The 11,856-nt window shown below is 63.8% G+C and carries 11 protein-coding genes and 3 pseudogenes; 12 read left to right on the forward strand and 2 right to left on the reverse strand.

Annotation, left to right across the window (positions count from 1 at the left end; translation table 11 throughout):
* The first annotated feature begins 47 nt into the window (after positions 1–47).
* The 8 genes from P8014_RS02090 (at position 48) to P8014_RS02125 (ending at position 7,382) form a co-directional block, all read left to right on the forward strand.
* Positions 48–926 (forward strand): LysR family transcriptional regulator, encoded by an 879-nt coding sequence (locus P8014_RS02090; protein ID WP_337815645.1) that lies wholly within the window; start codon positions 48–50, stop codon positions 924–926.
* Positions 927–978: 52 nt separating this feature from the next.
* The gene (locus tag P8014_RS02095) at positions 979–2,094 is read left to right on the forward strand and encodes an MlaE family lipid ABC transporter permease subunit (protein ID WP_337815646.1); all 1,116 of its coding nucleotides are present in this window, start codon (positions 979–981) and stop codon (positions 2,092–2,094) included.
* Positions 2,091–2,849 carry an ATP-binding cassette domain-containing protein gene (locus tag P8014_RS02100; RefSeq protein WP_337815647.1) on the forward strand — a complete coding sequence of 253 codons (759 nt, stop codon included), beginning with the start codon at positions 2,091–2,093 and terminating at the stop codon, positions 2,847–2,849. Before P8014_RS02095 ends, P8014_RS02100 begins: the two co-directional genes overlap by 4 nt.
* A 17-nt stretch (positions 2,850–2,866) precedes the next feature.
* Positions 2,867–3,787 (forward strand): MlaD family protein, encoded by a 921-nt coding sequence (locus P8014_RS02105; protein WP_337815648.1) that lies wholly within the window; start codon positions 2,867–2,869, stop codon positions 3,785–3,787.
* A gap of 5 nt (positions 3,788–3,792) precedes the next feature.
* Positions 3,793–4,458, forward strand: a complete 666-nt coding sequence (locus tag P8014_RS02110; protein ID WP_337815649.1) for an ABC-type transport auxiliary lipoprotein family protein — start codon at positions 3,793–3,795, stop codon at positions 4,456–4,458.
* 106 nt (positions 4,459–4,564) lie between these two features.
* Positions 4,565–6,370: an XRE family transcriptional regulator gene (locus P8014_RS02115; RefSeq protein WP_337815650.1), complete on the forward strand. Its 1,806-nt coding sequence runs from the start codon at positions 4,565–4,567 to the stop codon at positions 6,368–6,370.
* A complete protein-coding gene (locus P8014_RS02120) occupies positions 6,367–7,053 on the forward strand; it encodes an AzlC family ABC transporter permease (protein ID WP_337815651.1) in 687 nt (228 codons plus the stop codon). Before P8014_RS02115 ends, P8014_RS02120 begins: the two co-directional genes overlap by 4 nt.
* On the forward strand, positions 7,050–7,382 hold the full coding sequence (locus P8014_RS02125) for an AzlD domain-containing protein (RefSeq protein ID WP_337815652.1): 333 nt from the start codon (positions 7,050–7,052) through the stop codon (positions 7,380–7,382). The genes P8014_RS02120 and P8014_RS02125 overlap by 4 nt, the downstream gene beginning before the upstream one ends.
* Positions 7,383–7,433: 51 nt before the next feature.
* On the opposite strand, the gene P8014_RS02130 is transcribed toward P8014_RS02125, so the two are convergent.
* Positions 7,434–8,123 carry a DsrE/DsrF/DrsH-like family protein gene (locus P8014_RS02130; RefSeq protein WP_337815653.1) on the reverse strand — a complete coding sequence of 230 codons (690 nt, stop codon included), beginning with the start codon at positions 8,121–8,123 and terminating at the stop codon, positions 7,434–7,436.
* A 3-nt stretch (positions 8,124–8,126) separates the two neighbouring features.
* Between P8014_RS02130 and P8014_RS02135 the strand changes: the two genes are divergently transcribed.
* The 3 genes and pseudogenes from P8014_RS02135 to hcp all read left to right on the forward strand — a co-directional run bounded on the left by P8014_RS02135 (position 8,127) and on the right by hcp (position 10,772).
* Positions 8,127–8,561 (forward strand): MarR family winged helix-turn-helix transcriptional regulator, encoded by a 435-nt coding sequence (locus P8014_RS02135; protein WP_337815654.1) that lies wholly within the window; start codon positions 8,127–8,129, stop codon positions 8,559–8,561.
* Positions 8,561–9,184, forward strand: a complete 624-nt coding sequence (locus P8014_RS02140) for a DUF4188 domain-containing protein (RefSeq protein ID WP_337815655.1) — start codon at positions 8,561–8,563, stop codon at positions 9,182–9,184. Before P8014_RS02135 ends, P8014_RS02140 begins: the two co-directional genes overlap by 1 nt.
* A 122-nt stretch (positions 9,185–9,306) precedes the next feature.
* Positions 9,307–10,772, forward strand: a pseudogene (gene hcp, locus P8014_RS02145) (hydroxylamine reductase).
* Here the strand turns inward: hcp and P8014_RS02150 are convergent.
* Positions 10,747–11,050, reverse strand: a pseudogene (locus tag P8014_RS02150) (nitrogenase cofactor biosynthesis protein NifB); the annotation flags it as partial. The pseudogenes hcp and P8014_RS02150 overlap by 26 nt on opposite strands.
* 360 nt (positions 11,051–11,410) lie before the next feature.
* On the opposite strand from P8014_RS02150, the pseudogene P8014_RS02155 reads away from it, so the two are divergent.
* Positions 11,411–11,856: pseudogene (locus tag P8014_RS02155) on the forward strand (hypothetical protein); the annotation flags it as partial.

An 11,856-nucleotide genomic window follows, 5' to 3' on the forward strand; every position in this document is an offset into this window, starting at 1 on the left:
CATATTTCATGTGATACATTCCCTATAGGAATATATGAGCCTCCCCCATGGACATCAGCACCCTGCAGGCCTTCACCGCCATCGCCGACCACGGCTCCTTCTCCGAAGCGGCCACCCGGCTGCACCTCACCCAGCCGGCGGTCAGCAAACGCATCCGTCAGCTCGAAAGCGAACTTGGGGAACGCCTGTTCGACCGCGTCGCCCGCAGCGTGCAGCTCACCGAGGCAGGCCACGCCCTACTGCCCAGCGCGCGCCGCATCCTGCTCGAACTCAACGAAAGCCGACGCCTGCTCGCCAACCTGTCCGGACGCGTAGCAGGCACCCTCAGCATCGGCACCTCGCACCACATCGGCCTGCACCGACTGCCCGACCTGCTGCGCCGCTACACGCATCGCTACCCCGACGTCGATCTGGACCTGCGCTTTCTGGACTCCGAGGAGGGCTGCAACCTGGTCGAGCACGGCGAGCTAGAACTGGCCCTGGTCACGCTGCCGCAGCGCACGCCGCCGGCCCTGCTTGCCGTTGCGGTGTGGGACGACCCGCTCACCATCGTCGTCGCTCCCGATCATCCACTGGCCGGACTGCCCGCACAAAGCGTCGACGCGCTGGCCGACTTCCCCGCCATCCTGCCCGCCGTGGGCACTTTCACCCGCCGCGTGATCGAACAGGCCATGGGCGCGCAAGGCCTGCATCCTGCCGTACGACTGGAAACAAACTACCTGGAAACCATTCGCAGCATGGTATCCATCGGACTTGGCTGGAGCGCGCTGCCATGTACCATGCTCGACGACAGCGTACGCGCCCTAGAGGTCGCGGAATTGCCGCTGCGGCGCACGCTGGGTTTTGTGCAGCACCGTGCCCGTACGCTGTCGAACGCCGCCCGGGCGCTGGTCGATCAGACTCTCCATGCGGCCGAGAAGCACTGACAATGCGCGTAGACATTGCCGCCATGCAGGAAATCCGCCAAAGTTCGTATCCATGAGCCCGGATGATCCCCAACTACAGATAGAACGCGACGTGATCCGCCTTCGAGGTCATTGGATCGCGACGCGCCTGAACCACATCGAGAGCCGCCTATCGCCACGGGCGCTGCCGAGCGCTGCCGAACTCACGCTCGACCTCAGCGGCGTCGCCAGACTCGACACCGCCGGCGCCTGGCTGATTGAGCGCCTGCTCGCCGACCGCCGAAGCGCCGGCCGGAAGACTGACACGCACGGCGCCAGCGAACACGTCGCCGCCATGCTCGAACTCGTCGCCGCGCAGACCGACCCGCGAGAAGCGAAAGCCACCCGCAGACACCCCGGCCTACTGGAGAAAATCGGCCGCGAGAGCGTAACCGTCCTGAGCATCGGCTACGAGTTTCTCAGCTTCGTGGGCGCAGGCGCGCTGACCACGCTGCGCGCCTTCGCCGTACCGCGGCGGCTGCGTCCGCGCATGCTGCTCAAGACCATCGAGCAGGCTGGCGTCAACGCGCTGCCCATCGTGGGTCTGCTGTCCTTCCTGATCGGCGTCGTGATCGCATACCAGAGCGCTGTATTCCTACGCCAGTACGGCGCCAACGTCTTCCTCGCCGACCTGGTCGGCATCAGCATGGCGCGCGAACTGGCGCCCCTGATGACTGCGATCATCGTCGCCGGGCGTACCGGATCGGCCTTCGCCGCGCAGATCGGCACCATGATGGTAACCGACGAGGTCGACGCGATCCGCGCCATGGGCATACGCCCGCTGGAAGTGCTGGTCGCTCCCAAGATGCTCGGCCTGATAATCGCCCTGCCACTGCTGACGCTGTTCGCCGACGTCATGGGCATACTCGGGGGCATGGTGATCGGCCGCACTGTACTCGACATTAGTGCCACGGCCTTCCTCGATCGCCTGGCCCAAGCCGTGAGCGTTTCCAGCTATCTGGTCGGCCTGGCCAAGGCGCCCATCTTTGCCGTCGTGATCGCCGCAGTCGGCTGCTACCAAGGTTTCAAAGTCCGCGGCAGCGCCGAAAGCGTCGGCCAGCGCACCACTATGAGCGTGGTTCAATCCATCTTTCTGGTCATCGTGCTCGACGCGGTGTTTTCCGTATTGTTCAACCGGCTGGGCATATGACGCGCGAAACCGTCCTGCACCTGAGCAGTATCGAAACGCGCTACGGTTCCCGCGTCGTCCACGCAGGCATCGACCTGGAGGTGAAACGCGGCGAAATCTTCGCCATCGTCGGCGGCTCGGGTTCGGGCAAGACCACCCTGCTGCGCGAAATGCTGCTGCTACGCCGCCCCGAGGCGGGACACGTCGAAATCCTCAGCCGCCGCGACGTACGCGCCGGGTCCCAGGAGGAAATCGGCCTGCGCCGACGCATGGGCGTGCTGTTCCAGTCCGGCGCACTGTTCGGCGGACTCTCCGTGCTGGAGAACGTCTGCCTGCCGATGCAGGAACATACCCGCCTGCCCGGCGCGACGATCCACCAGATCGCCACACTCAAGATCGCCCTGACCGGCCTGCCGCCGGAAAGCGCCACCCTCTACCCCAGCGAGCTGAGCGGCGGCATGCGCAAACGCGCCGCCCTGGCCCGAGCCCTGGCGCTGGACCCCGAACTGCTGTTTCTGGACGAACCCGGCTCCGGCCTGGATCCGCTTAGCGCCCGCGCGATCGACGAGCTGGTGATCAAGCTTCGCGACGCCCTGGGGCTGACCGTGATCATGGTCACGCACGACCTGACCACGGTGCAGCGCACAGCCGACCGTGTGATTCTGTTGGGCGACGGCGTCATACTGGCCGAGGGCTCACCGCTGGAAGTAGCCGCCAGCACCGATCCGCGCACCCACCGCTTTTTTGCCGCGCAAACGGCCGGCAAGGACTCTTGAGGGGGAGGAATCGAGATATGGAATCGCGTGTCAATTACGCCCTAGTCGGCGTATTCGTGCTTGCGCTGAGCGCGGCCGCAATCGCCGTGCTGCTGTGGCTGGCCGCCGGCGGTCCGCGCCACAGCTATACGCGCTATCTCGTACTCATGAGCGAATCGGTGTGGGCACTGCCGCCCGACGCGGCCGTGCGCTACAACGGTGTCAAAGTCGGCCACGTGACCGCCATCAGCCTCGACCCGCAGAATCCTCAGGAAGTACGCATCGTGCTAGACATCATCGACGGCACGCCGATCAAGACCGACACGCACGCCACGCTGCAGATGCAGGGCATCACCGGCATCGCCTTCATCAGTCTGACAGGCGGCTCCAAAGGCGCCCCCCAACTCACGCGCAAGCCCGGCGAACCCTACCCGGTCATCCCCAGCGCCCCGTCCCTGCTGCAGCGCCTCGACGTCATTCTCACCGAGGTCGGGGGCAGCCTCACCACCGTCAGCAAACGCCTGGGCATCCTGCTCAGCGACCGCAACATGAAACACCTCTCGTCCGCCATCACGAACCTCGACACCCTGAGCGGCAGGCTCGCCGCCAACAGCAGCCGTATCGGCGATACCCTCACCCAATTCAACGCCACGCTACGCGACATCCGCCGCAGCACATCGAAGCTGCCTGGGCTGATCGACAACATGAACCACAGCGTGAGCAAGCTGCCGACGCTCGTCGACAAGCTGGATCACAGCACGCAGCGATTCAACAGCGCCGCCGACAAGGTCGGCTCGGCGGCACTTTCGGTGCAGCGCGCCATGCCGCAGCTCGACAGCGCCCTGCAGCAACTCGGCGATGCCGCCAATACCTACCGCCGGCTCGGCGAACAGCTGCAGCACGATCCGAGCGCGCTGCTCTACGGTCCGACACCGCGCAAACCCGGCCCCGGAGAATAAGCACCATGAGAAATACCGCAGCGTTCATCACGCCAGGCCGCCGCGCGGGACTGTCCGCCGCCGCGATATTGGCCACGGGTCTCGCCGGCTGCTCCGTGCTACCCCAGCGACCACCGCCGCACGCGCTCACCAGCTACCGCATCACACTCTCCGACACTCATGCGTCGGCCAGGACATCCCCCGCCTGTCCGGCCGTACGCATCGCCGCGCCAACGGCTGCCGCCGGTTTCGGCGGCCCGGCGATGCGCTACAGCGAAAACCCCGGCACGATTGCCAACTTCGCATTTCACCGCTGGGCGGCACCACCGGCCAGAATGCTGGAACCCATACTGGTTCAATCCGTCAGTGCCAGCGGACTGTTCGAGGCGGTACTCGCCCCCGACGCACCCGCCGGCGCGCCCCTGCAACTCGACACCCAGCTTCTGGCTCTGCTGCAGCGCGTCACCGGCCCCCGCAGCACAATCCATCTGGCCGTGCGCGCCAGCCTCAGCAACGTCCGCACCCATCGCCAGCTCTCGGCACATCGCTTCGTCATCGACATACCTGCTCAAGCCGCCAATGCCCCCGCCGGCGTTCAGGCGACCGACGCCGCGATCGGGCAGTTCAGCCACGAGCTGAACGCCTGGCTGGCCGGACTCGCGCGCGACGGCCAGTGCTCCGCTCGGAACTGAAGACATTCGCAGACGGACAAAAACACCATAACGAACGAAAATCGGTTGACACGGAATAATCGTTTACTAAACTGAACGACATTCCCTTCGATTATCCGTGATTCTCATGTCCATCTCTGCCCAAATCGGTCAAAACGTGGCGCGCATCCGCGCCACGCGCAACATGTCCCTGAGCGCACTTGCCGAGCGATCAAGTCTCTCAAAGGCAACCTTATCAGAGCTGGAACGCGGTGCCGCCAATCCAACCATCTCTACCGTGTGGGCTCTAGCCAACGCTCTCGACGTCCCTTTCGGCGAACTGGTCTCCGATGCTCAAGCGCAAACCGCCAGCCTGGCGGACGAAAGCGCTACCGTTCATCTTATCGAACAACACCTCGGCCCATCGCGGGGCGAAAGCTATTTGCTGCAGCTTGCGCCGGACGGCCAACGTATGTCGGCGCCGCACGGCCGTGGCGTGCGCGAACAGGCCACCGTGCTGAGCGGTCGGATCAAAGCCGGCCCGATCGTCGAAAGCGTTGTCCTGGACGAGGGCGAAATCCTCGACTTCGATGCCAACCTTCCGCACGGCTATTTCAGCGTCGGCGGGCCCGCCTCGGTGCTGGTGCGTATGGAGTATCCCGAGACCCCGCCGCTCGCCGACGACAATCTCGCCTGGCAGTCCCTGCCGCGCAACGATGAGCAATGGGGCAGACTCGAAACACGGATCGCACGGCTGCTGTTGGCGAGCAGCCAAAGCGGCAATGCGCACTCTCTGCGGCTGGCCGCCGACACCATCGAGCAGACCGATGAACGGCGACTGCGGGAGCTGCTCGCCGGCTGCATGCAGGCAGCGGCCCATCAGCCGGTACAGGGTTTCGTATCCGCCTGCCCCAAAGGTCTGGAACTGATCGTTCTGCCTATCCCGACCGACCGTATTGATCTAGGTCCACCGCCGCACGCCACACACCAGAGCGCAGCGCTGGAGACCGCATTCGAACTGCACGCCCTGCGCAGCACCGCATCGCTGACGCAGGCCCAGACCGAGCACTTGCTCGAGTTGCGAAACGGCAGCTCCGGCGTCGAGCGCACCCTGGCCGCAGAAATTCTCGCCACACTGGGTCTGGCGGCCGATAACGCGACAGCACTGCCTGCCTCCAGCGCCATCAACCCCTGGCTGGCAGTCTCGATGGCCAACCTCGCAATCCGGCACCTCCCCGCATCGTCGATCGATGCGTTGGTGGTGGACAACCACAGCGCCGCGGATCTACAGCCCATGCTCGAAGAACTGTGTCCGGTCTGGAGGGTTAAACACACGACTACCGGAACCGTTCCCGCCGACACCCCTTCAGCCCATGCCCTGCTGGCCTTCGACGTCCTGCAACAGGGCGATGCGGTCACCTTCCTGCACCAAGCAGGGCGATCACTGGCTCCCGTCGGACTGTTGCTGATCGCCGAAGACTTGACCGGGAGCTTTGCACACCCCCGCGAACGCGCCCAGGTACTCATGCGCCACCACCTGACGCGACTGCTGCCGCCACTGGCCCGCCTCGCTCGGGCGGACACCTCCGCCGCCGATGGCAGCGCTCGCGCACGCATGCTGCTGGATCGATTGCCTTCGGTCCTCGCCGACGCGCTGCACGGCAACCTCGAACAAGCCATCGCGGGCATCAATCGGCTACGACGCGATCTCGCAGCTGTGCCGCCGGATCCGTCCACCGAACCGCTGGTGATGGAACTCGAAGCGCTGGGCCGCACCCTGAACGCTCCGGAAGAATTGGCTACGCATCCGCTACGCCTAATTCAGCTCGCCGAACACGCCGGCCTCCGGCTGTTGGAACATCACCGCGTCCGCCCCTCAGACGGCCCGCACAAGCTGGACGCGGGCACCCACCTGTTTGCGTTCGCGCGCCGTGGAGTCGCGCCACAACCATGAAGCACTTCTTTCGCGGCCTTGTCTCCAGCTTCGGCGTCGTCACCGGCTACGTCCCGGTAGCGATCGCCTTCGGCGTCAGCGCCCTGGGCGCAGGCCTGTCGCCCTGGCTCACCACCGCCGTGTCCGCCCTGGTCTACGCCGGCGCCAGCCAATTCGTACTGGTCGGCACCCTGGCCCAGGGCGCCACGCCACTGGCCGCGGCAGGACTCGCGTTGGCGCTGAACCTGCGCCATCTCATCTACGGGCCCACGCTCGGCGACAAACTGCGGGGGCTGGGCCACCGGCGCCGCGCCGTGCTGTCGCTGGGGCTGACCGACGAAGTCTTCGCCACCACCTTCGCCTCGCCGCTGACGGGGCTGGATCCGAGGCAACGTTTCGCCTGGATGCTGGGACTGGAATGCGGCGCCTATCTCGCCTGGGTCGGCGGCACGCTGCTCGGCGCCCTGGGCGGCACCGCCATTCTCTCACTCTCGCCCATACTCAAACCGGTGCTGGAATTCGCGCTGCCCCTGCTTTTCGTGCTTCTGCTCGAACCGCTGGTCACGCGAGCGCGCGGCGCAGGCGCAGCGGTCGCAGGCGTGGTCCTGGCCGCCATACTGCACGCCGCCGGCATGACCTCCTGGGCGCTAATCGCCGCCGGCCTCGGCGGCGTAGCGGTCGGTCTGATATGGAAACGCCCGTGACGCACATCGATTTCTGGCTCACCATCGGACTCGCCGCCGCCGGCACCTACCTGTTGCGACTCACCGGCATGCTCGCCGGCGCGCGACAATCCGACGGCGAAAGCCGCGTCAACCGGATTTTCGAACCCGTCGGTCCGGCGCTGATCGCCGCCTTCCTGTGGGTCGAACTGATACCGGCGCATACGCTACCGAACTGGCCGCTCCTGGTGCTGCAGGTCATCGCCCTGAGCGCGGCGCTGTGGATCAAGCACCGCACCCGCAATCTGGGCATCGCCCTGCTCGCCGGCCTGCTTGTCTATGCCGCATTGCTACTCCTGCGTGGCGCCTAGGAACACGCTGACTACTAGGGCCTACGCACCACTCACTAGTCCAAACAGGCCCTAGGAAACGAAGTAGGCCGTTCTGGCATTGAGGGCCCTCTCGTACATGGCGGCGACGCCGCACACCTCCACCGGCACGACCCATTCATCGTCATCGAATCCCATCATCGACAAAGACGGAGCGCAGATCTGGAAACGGATTCCCAGTTCCTTGGCCATCTCGATCTGCTCATCCAGGGGTGTCATCTCGCCCTTCATGACGTGATTGAAGAAACGCCGCCCCACGCCACCGAATGACATCTTGGAGGGCGCAAGAGCGTGGCTGTCCGCCGGCAACATCAGGTTGATCAGCTTGTGGCTAAAACTCTTGCCCTTCAGCTTGCGTCCCTTTTTGATGACGCTGCAGCCCCAGAAAGTGAAAAACATGGACACTTCCATGCCCATGCCCACTGCGCCGTTGGCCATCATGAAAGCCGCCATCGCCTTGTCGAAATCGCTGGAGAGCAGAATGATCGAAACCTCGTCGCGCGGCACCTGTCTCTGCAGGTTCGACAGCTGTTCCTCCATCGCGGAGATACGGGCCAACAAGGCATCGTCGGCATGCGGCTGAAGAGCGGTTGCGGAAGCCATCACGGTCACCTCATCAATTTGTTTGGGAAAGCATTGCGGTAATTCACAACATTCGCATTTAATTAAAAGCTCAGTTCCCAGGTACTGCAATTCACAATTTTTAATTAGTTTGGCGAACAAACAATGTCAGAAATTCCGATCGAACTGGACCTACTGGGACTGCTCAAGGCACTGCAGACCCTCGAACGCAATGCTTCGGTGTCACTGATGTATTCCGGGCTCAGAATCCCGCAATTCCGCATGCTGAACGAAATCGATCGCCTGGACCAATGCACCGTCACCGAACTAACCGAACTGCTCTCCATCACCCGCGGCAGCTGCAGCGTGCAAGTCAGCGAACTCGTCAAGAACGGTCTACTGATCAGTGTCGAACACCCCAGCGATCGTCGTTCCTTCTACGTCTGTCTGACCGAACACGGACGCGCCAAACTCTCCGTGGCGCGCCGCGATCTGGGGGTCATGCAAAAAGAACTCAAACGTCAACTCGACGCCGCCAGCATCGAATCCCTCAACGCCTTTGCCACACGCATGCTCATGGGTCATCATCCGTCCGTATAGTGCGCGCCCATGAGGTCAGCCACCGATGCAATACCCCATGCATGTCACGAAGCAATATCGCTGTGCGCCACACAACGCCATGGTGCCGCACCATGAACAAGCGCAGGAGACAAATCGAGCGCCGGACGGTGGATTTATCGAACTTCCCCGATCTCGTCGTAATTTATCTGGGCATGCGCGTAAATGCGGTGGCCGGGCTGAAAACGCTATTCGGGTTCGGCCCGAAAATAGCGCAATCGGTCGAGGCGAATCCCGACGGATTGCTCGCGCATGAAACGTTTCTGTTTTCACTTGTTCCGCCGCATGTAGACATACGCCAGTATTGGCGCGACTTCGACTCGCTCGAAACCTGGGCACGCTCGGAACCCCATGCCGCCTGGTGGCGGCAATTCCTGCGCGATTCGGGAGGCACGGGCTACTGGCACGAAGCCTATTTCATGGACGGTGGGATGGAAGCGGTTTATGACGACGTACCCCGGGATATCGGCTTTCTGCGTTTCGCCCCACCGCACGCCGCGCGAGGATCAAGATTCCATGCGCGCGGCAGGGCACAACGACCGGGTACTCCGGAAACATCCGCCCCGATTCAGGAAGACGCACTCGAGCGGGAATACACCGATTAGACGAAACGCGCCGACCTCCGAAAAACCGCTCCGAGCCGCTTGATCTTGGTCAAGGCGCCCCCGCCCGCCTGAAAACTAAGCTGCCTCCCGTATCGAACATCAACGAGACGGGAGACGACTACATGTTTTGCTACCAATGCGAACAGACTCAGCGTAACGACGCCGTGCTCGGCTGCGCCACCGACCACGGCGCCTGCGGCAAGGATGCCACCACTTCAGACCTGCAGGACATCCTGATCCACCAGATCAAGGGCATCGCACAGTACGCCCTGCGCGCCCGCGCTCTCGGCATAACCGACCAGGGTGCGGACGACTTCATTCAATACGGCTTCTTCACCACGCTGACCAACGTCAATTTCACGCCCACCCGCTTCGTCAACATGATCAAGCATGCCGCGGAGATCCGAGACGACCTCAAGGCGCGCTATCTGGCCGCCGCCGAAACCCAGGGCGTGACTGCCGAGCAACCGCAGGGGCCGGCGCAGTTCCAGCCCGCCGCCGACATGGACGGGCTGCTGGCCCAGGCGCCGGAAGTCGCCGTCAACAAAGGCCACGAAGCCGTGGGTGAAGACGTCAACGGCCTGCGCATGCTGATCCTGTACGGCATGAAGGGCGTGTGCGCCTATTCGCACCACGCACGCGTGCTCGGTTACCGCGACGCCGACATCGACGCGGGGATCGAAGCCATGCTCGACTATCTTGCCGCCAACCCGACCGACATCGAGGACCTGCTCGCCCACGCGCTCTCCGCCGGCGAACTCAACCTCAAGGTCATGGAACTGCTGGACCGGGCCAACAACGGCACCTTCGGCGACCAGGAAATCAGCACCGTGCGCGTCACGCCCCTGGCCGGCAAAGCGCTGCTGGTCAGCGGCCACGACATGCACGACCTCGCGCAGATTCTCGAGCAAACCGAGGGACAAGGCATCAACGTCTACACCCATGGCGAGATGCTGCCCGCCCATGCCTATCCCGGCCTGAAGAAATATCCACACCTGGCCGGCAACTACGGCGGCGCCTGGCAGGACCAGCAACGCGAATTCGCCGAGTTTCCCGGCCCCATCGTGCTCACGTCCAACTGCCTCATCGAACCCGGCAAGAGCTACCGCAACCGCATCTTCACCACCGGCCGGTAGGCTGGCCAGGCGTGCGTCATATCGACAACGGCAACTATGCGCCGGTGGTGCAGGCGGCCAAGGCGATGCCCGGCTTTAAGCAGGACGCCCCCGAGCAGACCGTCACCGTCGGCTTCGGCCACGACACCGTGCTAGGGCTGGCGGACAAGGTGGTCGACGCGGTCAAGAGCGGCGCGATCAAGCACTTCTTCGTCATCGGCAGCTGCGACGGCGCCAAACCCGGGCGCAACTACTACACCGAGCTCGCCGACCAGACCCCGGACGACACCGTGATGTTGACCCTCGGCTGCGCCAAGTACCGCTTCAACAAGCATGCCTACGGCGACATCGGCGGCATCCCCCGTCTGCTCGACATGGGCCAGTGCAACGACGCCCACTCCGCGCTCAAGGTGGCCGGCGCGCTGGCCAACGCCTTAGAATGCGGCGTCGACGAACTGCCTGCTCGGGGGTAAGCAGTTCGGACACCACGCCGGGGCGCGACTCGTTGCTGCAGTCGTACTTGCGGTTGCAGTAGTGGCACTGGATGTTGCAGGCCGGCGCCACCGCCACGTGCATGCGGGCGTAGTCAATGATGCGCCTGCTCCGAATAGCAGGGATGGTTGTAGACCTTCTCGCGGATATGATCGGGCAGATGCGCCAGTTGGTCATCGCTGCTGCCGCAGCCACTTGCCGAGCAACCCTTTTGCGGCGGCGCCTCCGCTTCGGTCGGACCGAGCACCTTCAGTTCCATCCGTCTGCCCTCGCGCTTTGAAGTGTCGTTGCGGTCCGTTTGCCCGTCCAAGAACTAGAGAATCCAGCCATGTGCCAAATCTCGGCAATACAAAGCCGGCATTCTTGATCAGATAGCGCAGGCATTGCGGAAAAGCTCGTTGGTGAAACCGTGTGGCAGACGATCGAGACCGTCTGTGCGGCTTGACGCCTGGCTAAGCGCGACCTAATACTGCATATATTATGTGGTATTTTGACAAGGAGCACGCTGACACCAACGGCTCGCCGATCGCCGGACTGCCCTACCGCACAACGCTGTCCGACGGCTGCCTACTGTAGGGGGCGACCAACGCGGCGAGACAGGTTAGGGAGGCATTCACGCATGACGGATCAGATGCACAACCAGCCGCCGCCCGGCTGGACCTGGGCCGGTTTCAAGGCCGCCTCGATGGAAACCGGGCAATGGATCTGGGGTACGGTACAAGGCAGCTTCAACGACAAGATGACCACCTCGCAGGTGATCACGGACGCAGTGATCGGCTGCATTCCGCTACTCGGCGACGCCACCGCCGTGCGCGACCTGATCGCGGTCAGCATCGGCCTGTCCGACGATCCCAAGAAACGCGAGGACGTCTGGGAATGGGCGATGCTCGGCGTGATGGTGCTGGCGCTGATCCCGGTGTTGGGCGGCGTGCTCAAGGGCGTCGGAAAACTGGTGATCCGCTTCGCCAAGGCGGTGGGCAAACTCCAGGGCGCGGCGCGAGCGGCCAAGGTCGCCGAGGCCGCGAAATCCATCATCAGGGTACTCAACCACTTCAAGTTCATCGG

The sequence above is a fragment of the Acidihalobacter sp. genome (assembly GCF_037381185.1).
Taxonomy (GTDB): domain Bacteria; phylum Pseudomonadota; class Gammaproteobacteria; order DSM-5130; family Acidihalobacteraceae; genus Acidihalobacter_A.

Bases quoted from the DNA above. Each gene is read 5' to 3' on its own strand.
- P8014_RS02095 (WP_337815646.1), top strand. From the start codon at position 979: ATGAGCCCGGATGATCCCCAACTACAGATAGAACGCGACGTGATCCGC.
- P8014_RS02110 (WP_337815649.1), top strand. From the start codon at position 3,793: ATGAGAAATACCGCAGCGTTCATCACGCCAGGCCGCCGCGCGGGACTG.
- P8014_RS02105 (WP_337815648.1), top strand. From the start codon at position 2,867: ATGGAATCGCGTGTCAATTACGCCCTAGTCGGCGTATTCGTGCTTGCG.
- P8014_RS02120 (WP_337815651.1), top strand. From the start codon at position 6,367: ATGAAGCACTTCTTTCGCGGCCTTGTCTCCAGCTTCGGCGTCGTCACC.
- P8014_RS02100 (WP_337815647.1), top strand. From the start codon at position 2,091: ATGACGCGCGAAACCGTCCTGCACCTGAGCAGTATCGAAACGCGCTAC.
- P8014_RS02090 (WP_337815645.1), top strand. From the start codon at position 48: ATGGACATCAGCACCCTGCAGGCCTTCACCGCCATCGCCGACCACGGC.
- P8014_RS02115 (WP_337815650.1), top strand. From the start codon at position 4,565: ATGTCCATCTCTGCCCAAATCGGTCAAAACGTGGCGCGCATCCGCGCC.
- P8014_RS02135 (WP_337815654.1), top strand. From the start codon at position 8,127: ATGTCAGAAATTCCGATCGAACTGGACCTACTGGGACTGCTCAAGGCA.